Here is a 23818-nt window from a genome sequence, read left to right as displayed (position 1 = left end):
GATCCCCGCGCCGCCGCCGCCCGCCTGCCGCCGGGCGCGGCGGTGGTGGCGCGGGGGCTCGCGCCCGGCGTGCTGGCGGGGCTGGCGGCGCTGGCGCGGCGGCGGCGCCTGCGCCTGCTGGTGGCCGGCGATGGCCGGCTGGCGCTGCGCCACGGCGCCGGGCTGCACCTGCCGGACCGCCCTGGCGTGCCCGGCCTGCTGCCCTTCCTGCTGGCGCGGCGGCGCGGCCTGCCGCTGAGCGCCGCCGCGCACGGGCGGGCCGGCTTGGCGCGGGGACGGCGGCTGGCCGCCGATGCCGTCATCCTCTCCCCGGTCTTTCCCACCGCCAGCCATCCGGGCGCGCCGGCGCTCGGCCCCTGGCGCTGGGCGGCGCTGGCGCGGCGGGCCGGGCGGCCGGTGGTGGCGCTGGGCGGCATCGGCCCCGGCAACGCCCTGCGGCTGCCGCGCCACGCCGCGGGCCTTGCCGCCATCACGGCCCTCACGCCGCTGTGGCGGGGGCGCCACAGTGTTTCAGGGATGTCGCGGTAAGCGCCCGAGCCCCGTTGCCCGACTTCATTGCGCGGCCCCATAGTCCGGGCGGGCCCGGATCTCTCCGGGGCGATGGCCCTGCCATCCCGGGGGCGGTTTCCCTGCAGGGAGGCAGGCGGGTCGAGGGGAAGAGCCGGGACGACCGGCGGTTGAGGAGGATTGAGGATGCGTAAGATACTGCTGGCCAGCACGGCGGTGCTCGGCGCCGCGGTGTTCGCCCCGTCGGTGGCTGAGGCGCAGCAGGCGCCGACCGTCCGGATCGGCGGCTTCTTCCGGTTCCTGTACGGCTACACGCAGCAGAACAACAACCTGTCCATCGGCACGCTGCAGAACACCATCGGCGCGAGCGACCCGAGCCTGGCGCAGAACCAGGGCCTGGCCAACACCGTCTCCAACGGCAACGAGCTGCAGCGGCAGTCGGCGCGCCTCGGCCACAACGACTTCTCCGTCACCACCGGCATCAACGTCTTCGTCAACGGCAAGGCGGCGAACGGCGTGACCTACGGCGCCGTGGTGCAGCTCCAGTTCAACCAGGCCGAGGGCTCCGCGCGCGTTGCCCGCCGCGCCATCATGGCCAACACCACCGCCAGCATCGACGAGGCCTATGGCTTCATCGCCTCCCCGCGGCTCGGCCAGATCCGCTTCGGCGACGAGGACGGCCCGATGGGCGGCCTGCTGAACAGCGGCTTCATCACCAACTTCGGCACCGGCGGCGTCTATGGCGCCTGGCAGGAGTTCATGGTGCGCCCGAACCGCACCACCACCTCCCCGGGCGGTCTCGGCGACAACACCAAGATTATCTACCTCTCGCCGCAGTTCTTCGGCTTCGACTTCGGTCTGTCCTACGCCTTCAACGAGGGCGAGGGCTCCGGCGTCGGCTGCCTCAACTCCTTCGCCAGCATCAACTGCGACCGCGTCTATGCCGTCACCGGCAACCAGACCTTCGCCCGCTCCCATGCCCTGCCCGGCCGCGTCAACGAGTTCCAGGCCATGGGCCGCTGGCGCGGCAACATCGCCGGCGTCGGCCTCGCCGCCTCGATCGGCACCATGCAGTCGGGCGTGATCCGCAGCGCCAACCCGATCACCGGCGACATCACCAAGAACCTGCGCAGCCCGCAGGTCTATCAGGCCGGTGCGCAGGCGACCTGGATGGGCTTCACGGTCGGCGGTGCCTACACCTGGGGCAACACCACCTTCTTCTACATCCCGACGGTGCGCGGCGACCGCAACATGGAGCAGTTCGACGTCGGCGGCTCCTACACCTTCGGGCCGTTCACCATCGGCGCCAACGCCTTCTGGGGCAGCTACAACCGGGTGGCCGCCGGCGCGCACCGCCGCTACGGCTACTCCATCGGCGGCAACTACCGCTTCGCTCCCGGGCTCGACTTCGTGGCCGAGTTCGCCCGCCACGAGGTCAAGCAGCCGGGCAACGCCAACCTGGTCGGCACGCTCAACTATCTCGGCACCGACCGGGTGAAGGGCAGTGTCTTCCTCACCGGCGTCCGCCTCGCCTTCTGAGGACGGCGGCCGGTGCGCAACGGGGGGCGGCGGGGCGGACCCGCCGCCCCCTTGCCGCTTGCGGGCGGCCGGAAAACGGGCTTAATCCGCCCCCATCGGGCCGATGAGACGAACCCACCCATGATGCGCGCACTGCTTCCTCTCTGCCTCGCCCTGCCGCTGGTCGCCGCCTGTTCCGGCAACAACACCCGCATGGTCGGCAGCGACGAATACGGGGACTGGCAGGGCAGCATGGTGCGCAGCCGGCCCCAGGGCGCCTCCTCCGGCATCGTCGTCTTCGGCATAGACCGCGAGCGGCAGGCCCGCGAGGCGGCCGCCATGGGCGGCACCGGGCTCGGGGTGAACGCCTATCTCTGGCGCGCCACCCTCGACACCCTCTCCTTCATGCCCCTCGCCTCCGCCGACCCCTTCGGTGGCACCATCATCACCGACTGGTACGCGCCGCCCAGCGCGCCGGGGGAGCGCTTCCGTGCCCAGGCCTATGTGATGGGCCGCCAGCTCCGCTCCGACGGGGTGCGGGTGCAGGTGTTCCGCCAGGTGCAGAACGGCACCCAGTGGGTGGATGCGCCGGTGGCCGCGGCCACCAACTCCGAGCTCGAGGACAAGGTCCTCGCCCGGGCGCGGGAGCTGCGCAGCCAGTCCGCCTCGCGCTGAGCGCGGCTCGGCCGGGGCGGGACGCGCGCTGGCCGGAAGCCCGCTCCGCGAATGGCAATCAGGCGCCGCCAGGGCGGCGGCCCTGGCGCCCGATCCGCGCCGACGGGCCAGGCGGCGAATCCGCCACGCAACGAGGGGGCGTGATCCGGGGATCACGCCCCGGGCGATCCGTCCCCCGGGCCTCGCCGGTGCCGGGCGTGGCGGCCTGACGCGGCGCCCGCCCCGTGCCAGGATGGCGGGGCCGCATGTCCCGCCTTCCGCCTCCCTCTCGCAGCCATCGCCGCGGCGTCGCCGAGGCGCTCGGCGCCCCGGCCATCGCCATGGGCGTCACCTTCCTCGCCTTCGGGGCGGCGGTGCGGGAGGCGGGGCTGGCGCTGCCCTGGGCGCTCGGCGCCTCGCTCCTGGTCTATGGCATGGCCGGCCAGCTCGTGCTGCTGCAATTCGCCGCCCCCGGCGCCGCCCATGGCGGGGTGGTGCCGGCGGTGCTCGGCGCCACCGCGGCCAATGCCCGCTTCCTGCCGATGGCGGTGGCGCTGGCGCCCTGGCTCGGCGGCGCCGGCTGGCGGCGCTGGCTGGCGCTGCCCTTCATCGCCATCACCCCCTGGGCCGCGGCGATGCGCCGCCTGCCATTCCTGCCGGCGGCGGAGCGCCTGCCCTGGTTCCTCGGCTTTGCCCTCGCCTCCTGGCTGATCGCGGGGGCGGCGACGGCGGCGGGCCACCTTCTCGCCCCGCACCTCGACCCGGCGGCGCGGGCGGCCCTGCTCTTCGCCAACCCGCTCTACTTCGCGCTGCTGATGGCGGGCGACCTGCGCCTCCCCCCGGCGCGGCGGGCCATCCTGGCCGGGGTGCTGGCGGCGCCGGCGGCGCTCGTCCTGCCCGCCGCCTGGAGCCTGCTGGGCGCCGGTCTGCTGGGCGGCACCGCGGCCTTCCTGATCGGGCGGCGCCGTGGCGGCGCCTGACCTCGCCCTGCTGCTCGCCGCCCTGGCGATGCTGGCGCTGCGCGGCGCGGGGCTGCTGGTGGCGGGCGCGCTGCGGCCGGAGCACCCCTTCATCGCCTGGGCCACCGCCGTCTCCCAGGCGACGCTGGCGGCCTTCGTGGCGCTGGCGGTGCTCGCGCCCGTGGGCATCCTGGCGACGGTGCCGCTGCCGGCACGTCTGGCGGGGCTCGCCGCCGGGCTGCTCGGCTTCGCCCTGCTGCGCGGTCGGCTCCTGCCCGCGCTCGGCCTCGGCCTCGGCGCGCTGGTGGCGGTGCGGCTGGCGCTCGGCGGATGAGGCGGGACGCCGCCCCGCCCCGGCGCCTTCGCAAGACCGGCGCGCGGGGCTGATACCGGATCGAGCAAGCGCGACCCGCGAGAACTGGTCCGGGCGGCCACGGGATGCGTGGCCCCCCAAAGCGTTTGGGCGCCCCATGATGCGCCTGAAGCGATCCGCGTGCAGGCCGCCGTCAGAGCAGCCCGAGCGCGCGCAGCTCCCGCCGCATCGCCTCCGGCAGCGCCTCCGCGCCGCGCGCCGCCGTCTCCACGGCATCCGGCGGCGCCGCCTCGGGCGCCAGGTAGCGCCAGCCCTGGAAGGGCTTCACCGGCCGCGCCGCCACCGGCACCAGCGCCGGGTCGAGCACCAGCGCGGCGCAGGGGGAGCCGTCCTCCCAAGCCTCCTCGCGGATCTCGATCACCCGCTGGCGCACCTGCACGAAGCCCGCGACCACCCAGTAGATCGAGCCGCCGGCGGTGATCTCCGCGGCGCGCCGCGGCATCATGCGCGTGCGGTGGCGCAGCGGCGGGTCGGAGCGCGCCCGCCCCGCCTGGATGACGCGAAGCTCGGCCACGTCCTTCGGGCCGACCGAGAGCTTGATGAGGTGGAGCACCCCGCCCGCTTGCCCCGCCGCGGCCGGCCGGGCAAGCGAGGTTGCGCCGGCGTTCCGGCCGGGCCTATTCGATGCGGATGTTGCCCTCGCGGATCACCCGCTCCCACCGCGCCATCTCGGCCTCCAGGAAGGCGCGGAACTCCTCGGGCGCGTTGGGCCGCGTGCCAACGTTGAGCGCGCGCAGCCGCTCCGCCACCGGCGGGTGGGCGATCGCCTCGTTCAGCGCCGCGTTCAGCCGCCGCACGATTTCCCGTGGCGTGCGCGCGGGCACGAAGACGCCGTTCCACTCATAGGCCTCGAAGCCCGGCAGCGTCTCCGNCTCATAGGCCTCGAAGCCCGGCAGCGTCTCCGCCACCGCGGGCAGGTCCGGCATGGTGTCGAGCCGCCCGGCGCCGGTATGCGCGATGGCGCGTACCGCGCCGGATGCGACATGCGGCGTCGAGGCGCTGGCGTTGCTGAAGTAGAAGTTGATCTGCCCGCCGATCACGTCGTTCAGCGCCGGCCCGCCGCCGCGATAGGGCACGTGGACCAGCGGCGCGCCGCTCATCTGCCGGAACAGCTCGAGCGCCATGTGCTGCACCGAGCCGTTGCCGGAGGAGGCCCAGCTCAGCCCGCCGGGGGTGCGCTTCGCCAGCTCGATCACCTCCCCCACCGTCCGCACCGGCACCGAGGGGGTGACCACCAGCAGGTTCGGCACCACGGCGGCGAGGAACACCGTCTCGAAGTCCCGCCGCACGTCGAAGGGCATGGCCGGCATCAGGAAGGGGTTCACCGACTGCGCCGTGGCGTCGTAGAGCACGGTGTGGCCATCGGGCTCGGCCCGCGCCGCCGCCGCCGCGCCGATGGTGCCCGAGGCGCCGGGGCGGTTCTCGATGACGAATTGCTGCCCGAGCGCCTCGGAGAGGCGGGCAAAGAGGATGCGCCCCACCGTGTCCGCGCCGCCGCCCGGCGGCCAGGGCACGATCACCCGCACCGGCCGGCCTGGCCAGGCCGGCTGCGCCCGCGCCGCGCCCGCTGCCAGCAGGCCGGCCAGCCCCGCCGCCAGCGCCCGCCGGCGCCCCACCGCCGCCCGCGCCCCGCCTCCCTCGCGCATCGCCCGTCCTCCTCCCGCAGCGGCGGGAGCCTACACCGCCTCCCTTCCGCCCGCACCGCCGCGCTTGCCAGCGCCGTGACGGCGCCGCAGGCTGCCGCGCCGCCATGGGGAGGAGGAGGGATGGGCAGCCCCTACAGCATCGACCACGGCAGCAATTGGCGCCGCAGGGCGGTGGAGGACTGGCTCTGGGGCCTCGACCTGGTCTCGCCCGGGGTGCGGGAGCGGATCGTCACCGCCTGGGTCAGCGCCTGGGTCTCCTCGCCGCACGAGGCGCTGGAGGACATGGTGTTCACGCCCGGCACCCCTTCCTACCCCCTCATGGCGCATGTCAACGAGGTGACGCGGGCGGGGCTCGACCTGGCGCGGCGGGCCGAGGCGGATTGGGGCGCCGCCTTCGACCGCGACCTCCTGCTCCCGATCCTGATCCTGCACGACGTGGACAAGCCGCTGCTCTACCTGCGGGACGGCCACACCGCGCTCTACCACGAGCTGCCGCACGGGGTGGTGGGGGCGATGCTGCTCAAGGATCTCGGCTTCCCGCACCTCGTCGTCAGCACCGTCGCCACCCATGCCGGCAACGCGCCCTTCCACGGCCGGACGCCGGAGGCGCATGTGCTGCACTACGCCGACCTGTTCGCCGCCGACCACGCGCTGCGCCGCATGGGCCGGACGCCCTTCTATCTGCGCCGCGGCGGCTGAAGGCGCGTCCGCCCCGCTTCCCTCCGCCCCCGGCGCGGCCTATTGCGTAGCGCGAGAACGCGCCCCGAGCCATGAACGACAAGGACCGCACCGTGCCGACCGACGTGCCCCCCTCGGCCGCCCCCGCGGGCGATCGGGCGGCGCAGGGCCCGCGCCCCGAGCCGCGCCACGACTTCCGCACCGCCGAGCCGCGCTGGCAGGCGGAATGGGAGCGGCGCGGCTGCTTCGCCGTGCCCGACGTGCCGCCGCCCGGGGCGCGCAAGTACTACGTGCTGGAGATGTTCCCCTACCCCAGCGGCAAGATCCACATGGGGCATGTGCGGAACTACACGCTGGGCGACGTGGTGGCGCGCTACAAGCGCGCCCGCGGCCACCTGGTGATGCACCCGATGGGCTGGGACGCCTTCGGCCTGCCGGCCGAGAACGCGGCGCGGGAGCGCGGCATCCACCCCGGCAGGTGGACCTACGACAACATCGCCGCCATGCGCGCCGAGCTGAAGCGCATGGGACTCAGCCTGGACTGGGCGCGGGAATTCGCCACCTGCGACCCGGAGTACTACGGCCAGCAGCAGCGCCTGTTCCTCGACTTCTGGAAGGCCGGCCTCGTCGAGCGCAAGGAGAGCTGGGTCAACTGGGACCCGGTGGACCAGACCGTGCTGGCGAACGAGCAGGTGATCGACGGCCGCGGCTGGCGCTCCGGCGCGCCGGTCGAGAAGAAGAAGCTGGCGCAGTGGTTCTTCCGCATCACGCGCTACGCGGAGGACCTGCTGGCCGCGCTGGACGGCCTCGACCGCTGGCCCGAGCGCGTGAAGCTGATGCAGGCCAACTGGATCGGCCGCAGCGAGGGCGCGCGGGTGCGCTTCCGCCTGGCCGAGGCGGTCGCGGACATCGCCGAGGTGGAGGTGTTCACGACGCGCCCCGACACGCTGTTCGGCATGAGCTTCCTCGCCCTCGCCGCCGAGCATCCGCTGGCCCAGGCGGTGGCGGCGCGCGACCCGAAGGCGGCGGAGTTCATCGCCGAGTGCCGCCGCATGGGCACCTCCGAGGCGGCGATCGAGCAGGCGGAGAAGCGCGGCCACGACACCGGGCTGCGCGTCGCGCATCCCTTCCTGGAAGGCGTCACCTTCCCGGTCTGGATCGCCAATTTCGTGCTGATGGAATACGGCACCGGCGCCATCTTCGGCTGCCCCGGCCACGACCAGCGCGACCTGGAATTCGCCCGGAAGTACGGCCTCTCCGTGCTGCCCGTGGTGCTGCCGCCCGGCGCCGACCCGGCCCGCTTCACCATCGGCGAGGAGGCCTATGTCGAGGACGGGACGATCTTCAACTCCGGCTTCCTCGACGGGCTCTCCGTGCCCGAGGCCAAGCGCCGCGTCGTCGAGGCGCTGGAGCGCACGGGCCAGGGCGAGGGCGTGGTGAACTGGCGGCTGCGCGACTGGGGCGTCTCCCGCCAGCGCTACTGGGGCTGCCCGATCCCGGTGATCCACTGCGAGGGCTGCGGCGCCGTGCCGGTGCCGGAGGACCGGCTCCCGGTGCTGCTGCCCGAGGACGTGGACTTCTCGCGGCCCGGCAACCCGCTCGACCACCACCCCCGCTGGAAGCACGTGGACTGCCCGCGCTGCGGCCGGCCGGCGCGGCGCGAGACCGACACCTTCGACACCTTCGTGGATTCGTCGTGGTACTTCGCCCGCTTCTGCTCGCCGCGCGCGCCCGTCCCGGTGACGCGGGAGGCGGTGGACGCCTGGCTGCCGGTGGACCAGTACATCGGCGGCATCGAGCACGCGATCCTGCACCTGCTCTATTCCCGCTTCTTCGCCCGCGCCATGCGCGACACCGGGCACCTCGCCCTCGCCGAGCCCTTCGCCGGGCTGTTCACCCAGGGCATGGTGACGCATGAGAGCTACCGCGCCGCCGACGGCCGCTGGCTCTACCCCGAGGAGGTGGAGATCGTCACCGCCCCCGACGGCAGCCGCGGCGCGGTCGAAAAGGCGACACGCGCGCCGGCCACCATCGGCCGCGTCGAGGCGATGTCGAAGTCGAAGCGCAACACGGTGGATCCCGGCGCCATCATCGAGCGCTACGGCGCCGACACCGCGCGCTGGTTCATCCTCTCCGACAATCCGCCGGAGCGCGACATGGAGTGGACGGAGGCCGGGGTCGCCGGCGCCTTCCGCTTCACCCAGCGCCTGTGGCGCATGACCGCCCTGGCGCTGCCCTCCCTGCCGCCCCCCGGCACGCCGCCCGGGGACGCGGCGGGCGCGGCGCGGAGGCTGCGCCAGGCGACGCACCGCACCATCGCCGCGGTGACCGAGGCGCTGGAAGGCTTCGCCTTCAACGTCGCGGTGGCGCGCATCCACGAATTCGCCAACGCCATCGCCGAGGCGGAGGGAGCGGACTGCGCCGCGGCGCGGCGCGAGGCGCTCGAGACCATCACCCGCCTCGCCGCGCCGATGATGCCGCACCTCGCCGAGGAGCTGTGGTCCATGCTGCGCCCGGGCGAGGCGCGGCTGGTGGCCGAGCTGCCCTGGCCGGAGGCCGATCCGGCGCTGCTGAAGGCCGATACCCTCACCATCGCCGTGCAGGTGCTCGGCAGGCTGCGCGGCACCATCGAGGTGCCGGCCGGCGCCACGGAGGCGGAGGTCCTCGCCGCCGCCGAGGCGGAGCCGAACGTGCAGCGCGCCCTCGCCGGCCGCCCCATCCGGAAGCGCATCCATGTCCCGGGCCGCATCGTCAACTTCGTCGTCTGACCGCCGGCCGCGGCGCGCCCTGCTCGGCGCCGCCGGGCTGCTCGCCCTCGGCGGCTGCGGCTTCCGCCCGCTCTACGGCCCGGCCGCGGCGCCGGAGGGGCCGGCCGAGCTGCGTGCGGAGCTTGCCGCCGTGCGCGTCGCCCCGATCGGCGACCGCTTCGGCCAGCTGCTGCGCCGCGACCTGCAGCGGCGCTTCGAGGGATCGGCGCCGGGCACCCAGGCGCGCTACCTGCTGACCGTGGGCGTGGGGTTCGACACCGAGATCCTCGGCTACCGCCGCGACGGCACGATCAGCCGCGTGCGCAGCATCGCCATCGGCAACTGGACGCTGGCGACGCTCTCGGTGCCGCCGCAGCCGGTCGGGCGCAGCGCCATGCCGGTGCGGGTGATGGACGCCTTCAACGTGCCCGACCTGCAATTCTTCGCCGCCGACACCGCGCGCGACGCCATGGAGCAGCGCCTGGTCGGGATGCTGGCGCACGAGATCGCCAACGGCGTGGCGCTGGAGCTGCGCCGGCATCTCGCCCGGACCGCGGCCGAGGGGCGGCGCGCCCCGGCCTGAGCATGGCCCGGATCGACGCGCGGCGCCTCGCCGCCTTTCTCGACGATCCCGGCGCCTGTCGCGTCGTGCTGCTGCACGGCGACGACCCCGGCCTGGTGCGGGAGCGCGCGGAGCGGCTCGCCGCGCGCGTCACCGGAGGCGACGCGCTGCGCCTCGTCGAGGTGCCGAGGGAGGCGGCGCGCGATCCGGGCCTGCTCGCCGCCGAGGCCGCGACGCTCGCCCTGGTCGGCGGGCGGCGCCTGGTACGGGTGCGCGAGGCGAGCGACGCCTTCGCCGCCGCGGCGAAGGAGGCGCTGGCCGGCCCCGGCCCCGGGCTGGTGCTGCTGGAGGCCGGGGAGCTGCCGGCGCGCTCCAGGCTGCGCGCGCTGCTGGAGCCGGCACCGGAGGCGGTGGTGATCCCTTGCTACCGCGAACGGGGGGCGGAGCTTGCCGCCTCCATCGCGCGCCTGCTAGCCGAGCTGGAGGTGCAGGCGGAGCCGGCGGCGGTGGAGTGGCTGGCGCAGCGCCTGGGCGAGGACCGGCTGCTGCTGCGCCGGGAGCTCGAGAAGCTCGCCGCCTATGTCGGTGCGGGCGGACGGGTGACACAGGAGGACGCGCTCGCCTGCGTCGCCGAGGGGTCCGCCCTCGACCTCGAGGAGGCGCTGGTCGCCGCGCTCGGGGGCGAGGTGGCGGCGGCCGACCGGGCCCTGGAGACGGCGCTGGCCGAGGGCGCCTCGCCGGTGCAGGTGGTGCGGGCGGCGATGCGCCAGGTGCAGCGGCTGCACCTCGCCGCCCTGGCGGTGGCGGGCGGCACGGCACCGGGGGTGGCGCTCGAGGGGCTGCGCCCGCCGGTGTTCTTCCGCCACAAGCCGGGGCTGGAGCGCGCCCTGCGGCGCTGGCGGCCGGAGGCGCTGGAGGCCGCCGGCGCCGCCCTCCTGGAGGCGGAGCGCCGCACCAAGGCCACCGGCCTGCCCGCGGCCACCATCGCCCGCGCGGCGGTGCTCGCCCTGGCCCGCCAGGCGGCGCGGTAGGGCAAGGCAGAGCGTTTTCCGTTCGCCCTGGCGCACGGCAAACGCTCTGGCTCATTGATTGCGCGAGCATCTTCACCTGTTCGGGCGGGTCCGCCCGAACGGGATCCGCTCTAGCGCCCCTTCCACAACGGCGCGCGCTTCTCCACGAAGGCGCGCGGCCCCTCCTGGAAATCCTCCGTCTGCCGGATGCGCTGGCTGGCGGCGCGGGAGAGCTCCCACAGCGCCTCCTCGTCGAGGTCGGCGGCCTGCCGCGCCACGGCCAGGCTCTCCCGCACCGCGAGCGGAGCGTTGGCGCAGACCTTGCGCGCCAGGGCCAGCGCCGCCTCCCGCACCCGCTCCGCCGGCACCACCGCGTTCACCAGCCCGAACTGGGCGGCGCGCGCGGCGGGGATCGGCTCGCCGGTGGCGATCATCTCGAGCGCGATGGCGCGCGGCAGGGCGCGCGGCAGGCGGAACACGCCGCCCGCGCCGGCGACCAGGCTGCGCTTCACCTCGGGCAGCCCGAAGGTCGCGCCCTCCGCCGCCACGGCGAGGTCGCAGGCGAGCAGCAGTTCCAGCCCGCCCGCCAGCGCATGGCCCTGTGCCGCGGCGATCCAGAGCTTGGACCGCTTCGCGCGCACGAAGCCGGCGAAACCGCCCCGCTCGGTGGAGAGCGTGGCGCTGCGCCCCGCCGAGACCTCCTTCAGGTCGGCGCCGGCGCAGAAGGCATGCGGGCCGGCGCCGGTCAGCACCGCGGCCCAGATATCCCCGTCCCGCTCGACGCGCTCCACCGCCGCCTCCAGCCCCTGCGCGACGGCGCCGTTGACGGCGTTGCGCGCCTCCGGCCGGTTGATGGTGACGAGCGCGATGTGCGGCTCCGCCACCTCGAACAGCACGGCCTCGCCTGTCAGATCGCCCATTCCTGCAACCCCTCCCTGCCCTGGCGCAGCCTGCCCGTGAGCCCGACGGCGCTGCGCTCCTGCGCCATCAGCGCGCCGAGCGTCGCCGCATCCTCGCGCGGCACCCGCGCCATGCTGCGCGCGCCATCGGGCAGGCGCAGCACCACGGTGCCGAAATCCGGCGTGCCGTCGGCGCGGAACACCACGGTGTGCGTCTCGACCGTCGCCTCGCCCTCGCGCCCCTCGACCAGCGGCGGGGCGGGGCCGCGGCGGCGGTCGGCCTCCGCCTGCAGGTCGCGCGAGACCAGCGCGCCGTCCGGCTCGCCGCCGAGGACCAGCGTGCGGTGCTGGGTGACGAAGCCGCCCTGGCCGTAGAGCAGGCCGAGCGCCCCCGGCGCCTCGCGCAGCGCGGGGACCATGGCGCAGGCGGCGTGCAGCATGTAGGCGTTGAGCGGCGCGCCATGGAAGGTGAGGCCGCCCGCCACCGTCGGCGTCGCGTCCTCCGTCAGGCCCAGCACGCGCCGCGCCATCTTCGGCACGCAGGGAAAGCAGCTGTAGAACTCGCGCTGCGCGAAGCGGGCGGCGTCGCCGCCCGCCATCTCCGCCGCGAGTTCCAACACCACCTGCATTGCCGGCGCGTCGGTGAAGCGCGGGCGCTGCATGGTGTCCTTCGGCTCGTTCGCCGCGCCGCCGCCGCGCACGGGGACGCAGCGCCGCGCCGGGATGCCGGCGGCGCGCGCCGCGGCGAGGCTCGTCACCAGCACCGCCGAGCCCTGGTTCACCAGCGGGTTCGCCGTCATCAGCTTCGGGTAGGGCCAGGCGATCATGCGGTTGCCCGGAGAGGGGGTGGCGATCTCCTCCGGCGTGAAGGGGCGCTGCAGCCAGGAATTCGGGTTGCGCGCCGCCACCGCGGCATAGGCGGCCCAGAGGCGGGCGGATTCCGCCTGCCCCTCCGCCGGCGTCTGGCCCCAGGCGGCCTGGGTGGCGTTCTCGTAGAGCGGATAGACACGGATCGGCATGTCGAGGCCGTGCCGGCGCTGCAACTCGGCCAGGTATTCGCGCGTGCGCGGCTTCGCAGCCGGGTCGCGCGGCGTCCAGGGCAGCGCGATGCCGCGCTTCTCCGCCTGCGCGACGGTGTATTGCGCCTCGCCGCCGCAGACGGCGGCGACCTCGCTCTCGCCGCGGGCGATGCGCTCGGCCGCCTGGTGCAGGAAGGCGAGCGGCGTCTCGCCGCCGACCGGGCCGTAGTGGCGGTGGCGCGGGGCGATGCCGAGGGTTTCCGAGAGCAGCGCCGGCAGGTCGGGATAGGGCCAGGAGACCTCGTGGATCACGTCCAGCGCGTCCACCCGCGCGAGCAGGGCGGCGCCGGCATCGGCCTCGGCGCGGCGCAGCGCCTCCGCCATCAGCGCCAGCGGCTCCCTGCCCTCGGCCGGGTCGGCGGGCCGGTCCCTGACCTCGCCGACGCCGACGATCACCGGCGTGCGCTCCTCCTGCCGCATTCCGCTCCTCCCGCTGGGCGCGGACCACTCTACAGGCCCCGCGGCGGAGCGCATCCCCCTTTCAGGCGCGGTCCGCGCCCGGCACCTCCGCCTCGTGGCGCAGCGTGTCCCGCACGTAGAGCTTGGCGACGAGCACATAGGCGAGGACGGTGAGCGGCCCGGACAGGATCACGCCGGCGATCCCGAACAGGGCGCCGAAGATGACCACGGAGAACAGCATGACCGCGGGCGGGATGTGGACCATGCGCCGCTGCACCAGCGGCGTGATCATGTTGCCCTCGAGCTGCTGCACGAGCAGGATCAGCCCGACCGCCCAGAGCAGCATCTCCACCCCCCCGGTCAGCGCCAGCAGCACCACCGGCACGGCGGCCACCCAGGGCCCGACGATCGGCACGAATTCCAGCACCCCGGCGATGAGACCGAGGGCGAGCGGCGCCGGCAGGCCGATCAGCCAGGCGCCGAGTCCCATCGCCAGGCCGACCAGCACCATCCCGATCATCTGCCCGAGCAGCCAGAGCCGCAGCGCCTCCCCCACCGCGCCCGCCGTCTCCTCCACCTGCGCCTGACGCGTGCGCGGGAACAGCTTCGCCAGGCCGCGCCGGTAGAGTCCCGGCTGCGCGGCGAGATAGACGCCGCCCACCACCACCAGCACCAGGGTGAAGAAGGAGTCGAAGATCACCGTGCCGATGGTGACCGCCTGGCCGAGGAAGCCGGTGATCGCCTGGGTGGAGAGCGGCGTGCCCTCCCCGTTCTCGCCCGGGCCGAGGCGGGGGAGTTCGAGGCCGAAGCGCTGCTCCAGCATGCGCACCGCGCCGCGCACCGCCTCGGTGAACTCCGCCATCTGCGCCACCACCTGGTTGCCGACCAGGGCGAAGACCGCGGCGAGGAGGCCGAGCACCGCGAGCCCCGTGAGCGCGAGGCCCCAGCGCCGCCCGAGGCCGAGATAGCGGGTGAACAGGGCCGCGCCGGCGTCCAGCAGCACCGCCAGCAGCACCGCGGCGAAGATCATCAGCAGCGGCGCGGTGATGCGCCACAGCACCAGGGCGAGGGCGGCGATCGCGGCGGCGATCAGCACCCGGCGCAGGAAGCGGGCCTCCTCGGCCCGTTCCGCCGGCGTCGTGCTTGGGTTCATGCGTGGCTCCCCTGGCGGGCGGCGGAAGACCCGGCCGCACCGGGCCCGGACCGTTCCCGGTGGCGTGCCGCCCGGGGGTGCCAATGTCGCGGGCGCGGCAAGGATGCCATCACAATCCCGCCGCCCCGCCGGTTGCCAGCCTCCCCCGGCGCCGCTTCATTGCCCGGCGCTTCCAGGACCGGAAAGGGGGAGCATGCACCGACACCTGCCGGAGACCGGATCCGTCCCGCCCGCCCGACCGGGGCCCGAGACGCCGGAGGGCCTGCTCGCCCGCCTTGCCGCCATGGGCATCGAGGCGCGCACCACCACCCACCCGCCGGTCTTCACCGTGGCCGAATCCCGGGCGCTGCGCGGGCGGCTGGAAGGGGGGCATTCGAAGAACCTGTTCCTGCAGCCCCGCTCCGGCCCCTTCCTTCTCGTGGTGCTGGAGGAGGGGCGGCAGGTCAGCGTCAACGCCCTGGCCCGCCGGCTCGGCGCCGGGCGGGCGAGCTTCGCCCCGGCCGAGGCGCTGATGGCCGAACTCGGCGTGGCGCCCGGCTCGGTGACGCCCTTCGGGCTGGTCAACGCCGCCCCCGGCGCGGTGCGGGCGGTGTTCGACCGCCACCTGATGGAGGCGTTCGAGTGGGTGCACTTCCACCCGCTCACCAATGCCGCCACCACCGCCATCCGCCCCGGCGACCTGCTGCGCTTCCTGTGCGCCCTCGGCCACGCGCCGGAGGTGGTGGACCTCGGCCCGCCCGGGGGCGGCTGAGGGCGCGCGCCCGCCGCCCCGCCGGGCGCTTGTCTCCCGGCCGGGGCGGCGCATCTATCCCCAACAGCCCTAGGAACAGCCGCCATGGACGTGATCTTCGACCCGAACCGCCAGGGGGCACCCGCCGCCGGGGCCGCCGCGCCCGATCCGATCAGGGACGGCGACCAGCGCAGCTTCATGCAGGACGTGGTCCAGGCCAGCCGCGAGGTTCCGGTGCTGGTGGATTTCTGGGCGACCTGGTGCGGCCCCTGCAAGCAGCTCACCCCCACGCTCGAGAAGGTGGTGCGCGCCGCTGGCGGGCGGGTGCGGCTGGTGAAGATCGACATCGACAAGAACCGGGCGCTGGTCCAGCAGCTCGCGCAGATGGGCCTGCCGCTGCAGTCGGTGCCCACCGTGGTCGCCTTCTGGCAGGGCCAGATCGCCGACCTGTTCCAGGGCGCCCTGCCGGAGAGCGAGGTGAAGCGCTTCGTCGAGGGGCTGCTGAAGCTCGCCGGGGGGCAGATGCCCTCGGCCGACCTGCTGGCCGGCGCCAAGGCCGCCGCCGAGGCGGGCGATCATCAGGCGGCGCTGCAGCTCTACGGCGCGCTGGCGCAGCAGGAGCCGGAGAACGCCGAGGCCTTCGCCGGCGTCGCCCGCGCCCTGATGGCGCTCGGGGAGGAGGAGCAGGCGCGACAGGTGCTGGACAGCGTGCCGGAGAAGCTGCGCGGCCATGCCGAGATCGCCTCGGTGCGCAGCGCGCTGGAACTGGCCGCGGAGGGGCGGAAGGCGCGCGCCAGGCTCGCCGAGTTCGAGAAGCGCCTGGCTGCCGACCCTGACGACCACGCGGCGCGCATCGAGCTCGCGGTGGCGCTGAACGCCATGGGCGAGCGGGAGAAGGCGGCCGAGGCGCTGCTCGAGGCGGTCCGCCGCGACCGCGCCTGGAACGACGAGGCGGCGCGCAAGCAGCTCCTGAAATTCTTCGAGGCCTGGGGCCATGGCGACCCCGCCACCCTCGCGGCGCGACGGAAGCTCTCCTCGCTGCTGTTCCGCTGAGCGGGCGGGCGCGCCGCGCGATGGCGGCCTTCCACCCCGCCTTCGAGGCGCTGCCGCCGGAGATCCCCGTCTTCCCGCTGCCGGGCGCGCTGCTGCTGCCGCGTGGCCGGCTGCCGCTCAACATCTTCGAGCCGCGCTATCTGGCGATGACCGAAGACGCGTTGGCGGCGGGGCGGATGTTCGGCATGATCCAGCCCGAGCCCGGCGCGCCGCGCGGCCCGACCGGTCCCGGTCTCTACCGCACCGGCTGCCTCGGCCGCCTCTCCTCCTTTGCCGAGACCGAGGATGGGCGGTTCCTGATCACGCTTACCGGCGTGATCCGCTTCTCGGTCGTGGAGGAGCTGCCGATGCGCCGCGGCTACCGCCGCGTGCGCGCCGACTATGCGCCGTTCCGCGAGGACCTCGACCTCGCGCCGCCGCCGCCTCTCGACCGGGCAGCGCTGCTCGGCGCGCTGCGGGCCTATTTCCGCGCCCGCGGGATCGAGGCGAATTGGGAGGCCATCGAGCAGGCCTCGGACGCGATGCTGGTGCTGACGCTGCCCATGGTCTGCCCCTTCGAGGTGGCGGAGAAGCAGGCGCTGCTGGAGGCCAGGGGCCCGGCGGAGCGGGCGGCGATGCTGCTCGCGCTGCTCGAGATGGGGGCGCATGGCGGCATGGCCGGGGAGCCACCGCCGGGACGCAAGCCGAGCTAGGGGGGGTCCCGTCCGGGTGGCTTCACCCGGACGGGCGAAGAGGCTCGCACGCCAGGAGACCGGGGCGTCTGCCGTGCGCCGGGGCGCACGGACAACGCTCCGGCGCCTGCCCCGCGGAGGCGGAAGCGCCGGACCGGCCGCCCCATGCAGGCGCAAGCGTGATCCGCCGGGGCGGATCACGCCGTGCGGCACCCCGCGGGTTCAGAAGCGCAGCGGCGTCGCCTGCACCACCAGCGGCAGGGCGCGCACCTCGGCCAGCACCGGCTCGGGGATCGGCCCGTCGAGCGAGACCAGGCAGATCGCATCGCCCCCCGGCGCGGCGCGGCCGAGGTGGAAGGTGGCGATGTTGATGCCGGCATTCGCCAGCGCGGTGCCGAAGCGGCCGATGAAGCCCGGCCTGTCCTGGTTGGTCACGTAGAGCATGTGCGGGGCGAAATCCGCCTCCACCGCGATGCCCTTGATCTCCACCAGGCGAGGGCGGCCATGGCCGACGAGGGTGCCGGCGACGCTGCGCTCCTGCCGGTCGGTCACCACCGTCACGCGGAGCAGCGTGGCGTAGTCGCCGTGGCGCTCGTGCACCGTCTCGGCCACCTCGATGCCGCGCTCGCGCGCCAGCACCGGTGCGTTGACCATGTTCACCGCGCCCATCAGCGGCGCCAGCGTGCCGGCCAGCGCCGCGGCGGTGAGCGGACGGTGGTTCAACTCCGCCGCGTGGCCCTCGTACTCCACGCGGATGGCGCGGATGGCGCCGTCGCGCGCGGCGGTGAGCTGCCCGGCCATGCTGCCGAGGAGGCGCGCCAGCTCCATGTAGGGCTTGAGCCGCGGCGCCTCCTCCGCCGTGACGGAGGGCATGTTGATGGCGTTGGACACCGCCCCGGTCAGCAGGAAGTCCGCCATCTGGTCGGCGATCTGCAGCGCCACGTTCTCCTGCGCCTCGGCCGTGGCGGCGCCGAGATGCGGGGTGCACACCACGTTCTCGAGCGCGAAGAGCGGGCTCTCCGTCGCCGGCTCGGTCTCGAACACGTCGAGGGCGGCGCCGGCCAGGTGCCCCTCGCGCAGGGCGTCGGCGAGCGCCGCCTCGTCCACCAGCCCGCCTCGGGCGCAGTTGATGAGGCGCGCCCCCTTCTTCATGCCGAACAGCCGCTCGCGGGAGAGGATGTTGCGCGTCTGCTCGGTCAGCGGCGCGTGCAGGCTGACGAAATCCGCCCGTTCCAGCAGCTCGGCCAGCTCCACCTTCTCGACGCCGAGCTCGAGCGCCCTCCCCTCGGAGAGGAAGGGATCGAAGGCCACCACCTTCATCTTCAGCCCCAGCGCGCGGTCGGCGACGATGGAGCCGATGTTGCCGCAGCCGATCAGGCCGAGCGTCTTGCCGAACAGCTCGACGCCCATGAAGCGGTTCTTCTCCCACTTCCCGGCCTTGGTGGAGGCGGAGGCCTCCGGGATCTGGCGGGCCAGGGCGAACATCATGGCGATCGCGTGCTCGGCCGTGGTGATGGCGTTGCCGTAGGGCGTGTTCATCACCACCACGCCGCGCGCGGTGGCCGAGGTGACGTCCACGTTGTCCACGCCGATGCCGGCGCGGCCGACGACCTTGAGGTTGGGCGCCGCCTCCAGCAGCTCGCGCGTCACCTTGGTGGCGCTGCGCACCGCGAGCCCGTCATAGGGCGCGATGACGGCGCGCAGCTCGGCCGGCGACAGGCCCGGCCTGACGTCCACCGATATGCCGCGGCGGCGGAAGATCTCGACCGCGGCGGGGGAGAGCTTGTCGGAGATCAGGACCTTCGGCATCACGCGGCCACCTTCCCGAACTCCGCCTCCACCTGGGCGAAGGCCCAGTCGAGCCAGGGCAGCAGCGCCCTGATGTCGCCCGTCTCCACCGTGGCGCCGCCCCAGATGCGCAGGCCCGGCGGCGCGTCGCGGTAGGCGCCGATGTCGTAGGCGACCCCCTCCTTCTCCAGGATCGCGGCGAGCCGCTTCGCCGCCTGCGCCTGGCGCTCGGCGTCGAGGGCGCGGAACCAGGGCGCGGCGATAGTGAGGCAGATCGAGGTGCAGGAGCGCGTCTCCGGCCGCTCCGCCAGGAACGCAACCCAGGGGGTGCGCGCGACCCATTCCGCGACGGCGGCGAGGTTCGCCTCCGACCGGGCGATCAGTCCCCTGAGGCCGCCGACGCCCTCCGCCCAGCGCAGCCCGTCCAGCGCGTCCTCGACGCAGAGCATGGAGGGGGTGTTGATCGTCTCGCCGCGGAAGATGCCCTCGTTCAGCTTGCCGCCCTTGGTCAGGCGGAAGATCTTCGGCAGCGGCCAGGCGGGGGTGTGGGATTCGAGCCGCGCCACCGCGCGCGGGGAGAGCGCCAGCATGCCGTGCGCGGCCTCGCCGCCCAGCACCTTCTGCCAGGACCAGGTCACCACATCCAGCCGGTCCCAGGGCAGTTCCATCGCGAAGGCGGCCGAGGTGGCGTCGCAGATGGCGAGGCCCTCGCGGTCCGGCGCGATCCACGCGCCGTCCGGCACCCGCACGCCGCTCGTCGTGCCGTTCCAGACGAAGACCACGTCGCGCGACCAGTCCACCGCGCCGAGATCGGGCAGCCTGCCGTAGGGCGCCTCCAGCACCCGCGCATCCCGCAGCCTGAGCTGCTTCACGACGTCCGTCGCCCAGTCCTTCGAGAAGCTCTCCCAGGCCAGCACCTCGACGCCGCGCGCGCCGAGCAGCGACCACAGCGCCATCTCCACCGCGCCGGTGTCGGAGGCGGGCACGATGCCGAGGCGCCAGCCCTCCGGCATGCCGAGGATCGCCTTCGAGCGCTCGATCACCTCGGCGAGCCGCGCCTTGGGCTCGGCGGCGCGGTGGCTGCGCCCGGTGAGCGCGCCGGCGAGCGCCGCGGCCGTCCAGCCGGGACGCTTGGCGCAGGGGCCGGAGGAGAATTGGGGATTGGCCGGACGCAGCGCCGGCTTCGGGGGCGAGGTGCCCATGCGGTTGCTCCCTTCCAGAAGCAGTTGCGCCCCGGTGGGGGGGCGTGGCCCGCCGCGATGGGTACGCCACCCTCCGGCGCCGCGCAACGCCCCCCGCGGATTGACCGCCCCCGCCGCCGGCGCGAGTGTCGCCCCGCCATGCCCGACGCCCCGCCCGCCCTTCCCCCCGCCTTCCTGGACGCGCTGCGCGCCGCCCTCGGCCCCCGGGGGCTGCTGACCGACCCCGCCGACATCGCGCCCCACCTCTCCGACTGGCGCGGCCTCTACCGCGGCCGCAGCCCCTGCGTGCTGCGTCCCTCGGGCACGGCGGAGCTCGCCGAGGCGGTGCGCCTCTGCGCGGCGGCGGGCGTGGCGCTGGTGCCGCAGGGCGGCAACACCTCCATGGTCGGCGGCGCGACGCCGGACGAGGGCGGGGCGCAGCTCGTCCTCTCGCTTGCGCGGATGAACCGCATCCGCGACCTCGACCCGGTGGACATGACCATGACCGCCGAGGCGGGGGTGGTGCTGAAGGCGGCGCAGGAGGCGGCGGCCGAGGCGGGCTGCCTGTTCCCGCTCTCGCTCGGTGCCGAGGGCACGGCGACGATCGGCGGCGTGCTGTCCACCAATGCCGGGGGCAACACCACGGTGCGCTACGGCAACGCCCGCGAGCTGATGCTCGGGCTCGAGGTGGTGCTGCCGGACGGGCGGGTGTGGAACGGCCTGCGGCGCCTGCGCAAGGACAACACCGGCTACGCGCTGCGCCACCTCTTCGTCGGCGCCGAGGGCACGCTCGGCGTCATCGCCGCCGCCGTGCTGCGCCTCTTCCCCCGCCCGCGCGAGACGGAGGTGGCGTTCTGCGCCGTTGCCGACGAGGACGCGGCGCTGGCGCTATTCCGCCGCTTCAGGGACCGCGACGAGGGCGCGGTGCGCGCCTTCGAGTACATGTCGGGCACGGGGGTGGAGTTCGCGCTGCGCCACATCGAGGGCTGCACCCTGCCGCTCGCCGCGCGGGCCGGGCACTACGCGCTGGTGGACCTCGCCTCCTCCCGCCCGGATGCCGGGCTGCGGGCGCTGCTGGAGGCGGTGCTGGAGGAGGCGCTGGCGGCGGGCGAGGTGCTGGACGCCGCCATCGCAGAGAGCGAGGCGCAGCGGAGCGCGCTGTGGCGCATCCGCGAGGAGCATCCGGAGGCGCAGCGGCGCGAGGGCGCCTCGGTGAAGAACGACGTCTCGGTGCCGGTCTCGAAGGTGCCGGAGATGATCCGCCGCTGCTCCGACACCCTCCGCGCACTGATCCCGGGCAGCCGGCCGGTGCCCTTCGGGCATATCGGCGATGGCAACATCCACATGAACCTGCAGCAGCCGGAGGGGATGGACCCGGTGGCCTTCCTCGCCCGCAGCCACGACATCATGGAGGCGGTGAACGCGGTGGTGCGCGACCTCGGCGGCAGCTTCTCCGCCGAGCACGGCGTTGGCCGGCTCAAGACCGACATGATGGAGGGCTGGCGCGGCGGGGCGGAGCTCGACCTGATGCGCCGCATCAAGGCAGCGGTGGACCCCGCCGGGCTGATGAACCCGGGCAAGGTCCTGCCCTGACCGCGAGCCCCCTCCCCCGCCCGGCGCGGAGGAGGGCGCCCGACGAGGCGCTCAGCGCCCGCCCGGCCGGCCGGGGCCGCCGCCCGGTCCGGCGATCGGCGCGGTGCCGGCCCCCGGGGCGGGGCCGGTCGGGCCGGAGGCGAGGCCGCTGGAGGGGCCCGGCGCCGCCTCGCGCCGCGCATCGTCCTCGCGTCGCTCGCCGGCCGCAGCCTTCTCGTCGCGCTTCACCTCGCCCAGAGCGTCGCGCGCCTCGGCGCCGAGTTCCCGTGCCGTCTCGCGCACCGCTTGGCGCGCCTCGCGGGCGAGGTTCCCGGCCGCCGCGACGAGGCCGCCGCGATCCATCTCCTCCCGAGCCTGCCCGGCGGCCTCGCCCGCCGCCGCCTGCGCCCGCTCGAGCTGGTCCTCGGCCACATGCTTCGCCTTCTCGTAGCCCTCCTGCGCCACCTCACGTGCCCGGTCGGCCAGGGCGTCGCGGGTCTCGCCCATCAGCCGGTCCTCCGTCTCGGTGGAGGGCAGCAGCGCCCCCACCGCGGCGCCGACCGCGAGGCCGAGGGCGCCGAGCACCAGCGGCTGCTCGCGCACCAGCCAGGCAACGCCCTGCTGCGCCTCCTGCCCGAGGTGGCGGACCTGCTCCCGCGCCGCATCGGCGTAGTCCGAGGCGTGCTCCACGGCATCCGAGACGGTGGCGGAGACCTGCCGCGCCGCCGTTCCGGCCGCGTCGGCGGCCTGGTGGTAGGCGGCGCTCGCCGCCTCGCCGGCGCGGTGCGCGGCGTCGGCCACCCCGGCGCGGGCGGAGTCCGCCGCCGCGCCGATCCGCCCGCTCGCCTCTCCGGCGGCGGCGGAGGCGCGCTCGCCGAGGGAGGGGCCGGAGGAGGGCTGGCGCGCCGGTCCCACGATGGGCGCGCGCCCGGTATCGGCGAAGGAGGTGCCGACATGGGTCGGCGCCGAGCGTGCGCCGCCCGGCCCCGCCGGCAGCGGCGGCAGCGGCCGCGCCGCGGCGTGGTGGCGGGGCCGGTTGCCGCTCATCATCAGCCAGCCGATGCCGGCGCCGATCAGCAGCACCGGCAGCGGGTTGTCCCGCACCGCCTCGCCCAGGTTGCGCATGAACTCCGGCCCGCCGGAGCGGCGCGCATAGTCCATCACCTCCTCGAAGAGCTGGCCGGGGGAGGCGCGCTCGCGCAGCTCCTCCAGCGTGCCCTCGACCTGGGCGCGGGTGCGCTCGACCTCGCGCTCGATCTCCGCGCTGGAGCGGTTGCCGGGATCGGTGGTGCTGGCGCTCATCGGACCTGCTCCTTCGCCACATCGGCATCGCGCGAGAGCTGCTCGGCGGTGCGCTCGGGCACGAGGTTGGACACCTTCAGTTGCGACACGCCGCTGCGCACCAGCAGGTAGCCGATCAGCGCAAACGCCACGCCGACGATCAGCAGCGACAGGCCGGTGGCGATGCCGAACAGCCAGGTCAGCCCCGCCGCCAGGGCGAACAGCAGGATGACCAGAGAGGCCAGCAGCAGCGCGCCGCCGGCCGCGATCGGCATGACCGCGCTGGCCGCCTGGCCGAATTTCTCCCCTAGCTCGGCGCGAGCGAGCTGGATCTCCTTACGGAACAGCGTCGAGACCTGGCCGACGAGGCTGCTCAGCAGCTCGGGCACCGAGCGCCCGCCCTCGGCGGGGCGGGCGGGCTCAGGCGGCACGGCGCGGGGCATGTCGGCGGGCGGACGGTTGAGGTCCGAGGGCATCGGGCGGTCTCCTTATGCGATCTCGCCGCGCGGGCCGGACTGGTCCTGCACCATGGGCTTCGCCGCCTCGCCCGGCTTCGGGGCATGGGCCGCCGCGCCGCCGAGGCTCGCCGCGGCGACGGTCGCCGGGCGGGCAGGGGGAATGGCGTCGTCGCTGCGCCGACCGGGCTCGGGCACCCAGCCCGGAGCGCCCATCGCGGCCGGGCGGGGGGTTGCGATGCTGGCCGCCGCGGGCGCGGGCCGGCCGCTCCCCTCCCTGCCATGGGCGGGGGCGGCATGGCGGGCCGAGCTGCGGGCGAAGCGGGCGAGCGCGAAGCCGGCCAGCACCGCGGCGCCGAAGAAGGCCACCGGCTGGCGGCGGGCGAACTCCTCCACCTGCCCCATCAGCTCGCCCGGGCTGCGCTCGCGCAGCGCCCGCGCCACGCCTTCGAGGGAGGAGGCGGCCTCGTGGACGTAGTGCGCGATCTGAGGCGAGGCGTCCTTGAGCTGGTCGGCGGCGCGGTGCACCGCGCCGGCAATGTCCTCGGCCCGCTCGGCGCCCGCCTGGCGCTGCTCTTCGGCGAGATCCATCGCCCGTTCCTTCGCCGCCTCGACGACGCCGGCGGCCTCCGCCTTCACGTCCTCGACGGCGCCCTCGGCCTCGCGGCGCGCTTCCGAGGCGGCGGCGCCGGCCTCGGCCCGCGCCTCCCGGCCGGCGCGGCGCAGCCCCTCGGCGGCGTCGCGGCCCGGATCTCCTGTCTTCGTGGCGTCGCTCATGCGCGCCTTCTCCTTTTCTGTGCGAGCGTGCTGCGCAATGCTGGCTGCGGCGGGACGGCGCCGCGCGGCGGGGAGACAACAGCCGGCGGGCGCGCCCGTTCCGCGCCGCGCCTCACCGATCCGGTG

At 75.1% G+C, this 23818-nt stretch carries 23 protein-coding genes; 13 read left to right on the top strand and 10 right to left on the bottom strand.

Annotated elements, in window-relative coordinates:
- The 5 genes from ET526_RS11520 to ET526_RS11500 form a co-directional block, all read left to right on the top strand.
- On the top strand, window positions 1-528 hold a 528-nt coding region (locus ET526_RS11520), incomplete at its 5' end, for a thiamine phosphate synthase (RefSeq protein ID WP_135467846.1).
- Window positions 529-693: 165 nt separating this feature from the next.
- On the top strand, window positions 694-2046 hold the full coding sequence (locus ET526_RS11515) for a porin (RefSeq protein ID WP_135467845.1): 1353 nt from the start codon (window positions 694-696) through the stop codon (window positions 2044-2046).
- 120 nt (window positions 2047-2166) lie between these two features.
- Window positions 2167-2700 (top strand): DUF3576 domain-containing protein, encoded by a 534-nt coding sequence (locus ET526_RS11510; protein ID WP_408869763.1) that lies wholly within the window; start codon window positions 2167-2169, stop codon window positions 2698-2700.
- 245 nt (window positions 2701-2945) lie between these two features.
- On the top strand, window positions 2946-3659 hold the full coding sequence (locus tag ET526_RS11505; protein WP_135467844.1) for an AzlC family ABC transporter permease: 714 nt from the start codon (window positions 2946-2948) through the stop codon (window positions 3657-3659).
- Window positions 3646-3972: an AzlD domain-containing protein gene (locus ET526_RS11500; protein WP_135467843.1), complete on the top strand. Its 327-nt coding sequence runs from the start codon at window positions 3646-3648 to the stop codon at window positions 3970-3972. The genes ET526_RS11505 and ET526_RS11500 overlap by 14 nt, the downstream gene beginning before the upstream one ends.
- A gap of 172 nt (window positions 3973-4144) precedes the next feature.
- On the opposite strand, the gene ET526_RS11495 is transcribed toward ET526_RS11500, so the two are convergent.
- Both ET526_RS11495 and ET526_RS11490 read right to left on the bottom strand, forming a co-directional pair.
- Window positions 4145-4564, bottom strand: a complete 420-nt coding sequence (locus ET526_RS11495) for a DUF1489 family protein (protein ID WP_135467842.1) — start codon at window positions 4562-4564, stop codon at window positions 4145-4147.
- A 64-nt stretch (window positions 4565-4628) separates the two neighbouring features.
- Window positions 4629-5657, bottom strand: coding sequence for a tripartite tricarboxylate transporter substrate binding protein (locus ET526_RS11490; protein WP_135467841.1), 1029 nt, complete (start codon window positions 5655-5657; stop codon window positions 4629-4631).
- 120 nt (window positions 5658-5777) lie between these two features.
- On the opposite strand from ET526_RS11490, the gene ET526_RS11485 reads away from it, so the two are divergent.
- The 4 genes from ET526_RS11485 (at window position 5778) to holA (ending at window position 10675) form a co-directional block, all read left to right on the top strand.
- Window positions 5778-6356: an HD domain-containing protein gene (locus tag ET526_RS11485; RefSeq protein ID WP_135467840.1), complete on the top strand. Its 579-nt coding sequence runs from the start codon at window positions 5778-5780 to the stop codon at window positions 6354-6356.
- A gap of 71 nt (window positions 6357-6427) precedes the next feature.
- On the top strand, window positions 6428-9103 hold the full coding sequence (gene leuS / locus ET526_RS11480) for a leucine--tRNA ligase (protein ID WP_135467839.1): 2676 nt from the start codon (window positions 6428-6430) through the stop codon (window positions 9101-9103).
- Window positions 9069-9665, top strand: coding sequence for an LPS assembly lipoprotein LptE (lptE, locus tag ET526_RS11475; RefSeq protein ID WP_135467838.1), 597 nt, complete (start codon window positions 9069-9071; stop codon window positions 9663-9665). Before leuS ends, lptE begins: the two co-directional genes overlap by 35 nt.
- Window positions 9666-9667: 2 nt before the next feature.
- Window positions 9668-10675: a DNA polymerase III subunit delta gene (gene holA / locus ET526_RS11470; protein ID WP_135467837.1), complete on the top strand. Its 1008-nt coding sequence runs from the start codon at window positions 9668-9670 to the stop codon at window positions 10673-10675.
- A gap of 110 nt (window positions 10676-10785) precedes the next feature.
- Here holA and ET526_RS11465 read toward each other — a convergent pair whose 3' ends face one another.
- From ET526_RS11465 to ET526_RS11455, 3 genes are all read right to left on the bottom strand, one after another.
- Window positions 10786-11574 (bottom strand): enoyl-CoA hydratase-related protein, encoded by a 789-nt coding sequence (locus ET526_RS11465; RefSeq protein ID WP_135467836.1) that lies wholly within the window; start codon window positions 11572-11574, stop codon window positions 10786-10788.
- Entirely contained in the window at window positions 11562-13052 is a 1491-nt protein-coding gene (locus ET526_RS11460; protein WP_135467835.1) for an acetyl-CoA acetyltransferase, read from the bottom strand. The genes ET526_RS11465 and ET526_RS11460 overlap by 13 nt, the downstream gene beginning before the upstream one ends.
- Window positions 13053-13113: 61 nt before the next feature.
- A complete protein-coding gene (locus ET526_RS11455) occupies window positions 13114-14184 on the bottom strand; it encodes an AI-2E family transporter (RefSeq protein ID WP_135467834.1) in 1071 nt (356 codons plus the stop codon).
- A gap of 193 nt (window positions 14185-14377) precedes the next feature.
- On the opposite strand from ET526_RS11455, the gene ET526_RS11450 reads away from it, so the two are divergent.
- The 3 genes from ET526_RS11450 (at window position 14378) to ET526_RS11440 (ending at window position 16659) form a co-directional block, all read left to right on the top strand.
- Window positions 14378-14935: a prolyl-tRNA synthetase associated domain-containing protein gene (locus tag ET526_RS11450; RefSeq protein ID WP_135467833.1), complete on the top strand. Its 558-nt coding sequence runs from the start codon at window positions 14378-14380 to the stop codon at window positions 14933-14935.
- An 84-nt stretch (window positions 14936-15019) separates the two neighbouring features.
- A complete protein-coding gene (locus ET526_RS11445) occupies window positions 15020-15967 on the top strand; it encodes a thioredoxin family protein (protein WP_135467832.1) in 948 nt (315 codons plus the stop codon).
- Window positions 15968-15987: 20 nt separating this feature from the next.
- Window positions 15988-16659, top strand: a complete 672-nt coding sequence (locus ET526_RS11440; protein ID WP_135467831.1) for an LON peptidase substrate-binding domain-containing protein — start codon at window positions 15988-15990, stop codon at window positions 16657-16659.
- A 201-nt stretch (window positions 16660-16860) separates the two neighbouring features.
- Here the strand turns inward: ET526_RS11440 and serA are convergent, their stop codons facing one another.
- Window positions 16861-18447: a phosphoglycerate dehydrogenase gene (gene serA, locus ET526_RS11435; RefSeq protein ID WP_135467830.1), complete on the bottom strand. Its 1587-nt coding sequence runs from the start codon at window positions 18445-18447 to the stop codon at window positions 16861-16863.
- Window positions 18447-19628 (bottom strand): phosphoserine transaminase, encoded by a 1182-nt coding sequence (locus ET526_RS11430; RefSeq protein ID WP_135467829.1) that lies wholly within the window; start codon window positions 19626-19628, stop codon window positions 18447-18449. Before ET526_RS11430 ends, serA begins: the two co-directional genes overlap by 1 nt.
- A gap of 138 nt (window positions 19629-19766) precedes the next feature.
- Between ET526_RS11430 and ET526_RS11425 the strand changes: the two genes are divergently transcribed.
- Window positions 19767-21200 (top strand): FAD-binding oxidoreductase, encoded by a 1434-nt coding sequence (locus ET526_RS11425; RefSeq protein ID WP_135467828.1) that lies wholly within the window; start codon window positions 19767-19769, stop codon window positions 21198-21200.
- 51 nt (window positions 21201-21251) lie between these two features.
- Here ET526_RS11425 and ET526_RS22400 read toward each other — a convergent pair whose 3' ends face one another.
- Genes ET526_RS22400 through ET526_RS11410 form a run of 3 tightly spaced genes read right to left on the bottom strand, consistent with a single transcriptional unit; the run spans window position 21252 to window position 23692 of the window.
- Complete coding sequence (locus ET526_RS22400) at window positions 21252-22481, bottom strand: DUF3618 domain-containing protein (protein WP_135467827.1); 1230 nt, start codon at window positions 22479-22481, stop codon at window positions 21252-21254.
- Window positions 22478-22936, bottom strand: a complete 459-nt coding sequence (locus ET526_RS11415; RefSeq protein WP_135467826.1) for a phage holin family protein — start codon at window positions 22934-22936, stop codon at window positions 22478-22480. The genes ET526_RS22400 and ET526_RS11415 overlap by 4 nt, the downstream gene beginning before the upstream one ends.
- A gap of 12 nt (window positions 22937-22948) precedes the next feature.
- Window positions 22949-23692, bottom strand: coding sequence for a hypothetical protein (locus ET526_RS11410; RefSeq protein WP_135467825.1), 744 nt, complete (start codon window positions 23690-23692; stop codon window positions 22949-22951).
- Window positions 23693-23818: the final 126 nt, after the last annotated feature.

The sequence above is a fragment of the Crenalkalicoccus roseus genome, assembly GCF_004761865.1.
In the GTDB taxonomy this organism is placed as follows: Bacteria; Pseudomonadota; Alphaproteobacteria; order Acetobacterales; family Acetobacteraceae; genus Crenalkalicoccus; species Crenalkalicoccus roseus.
Note: the sequence above shows the minus strand (reverse complement) of the source record. Positions and strands in the feature narration are given on the sequence as shown.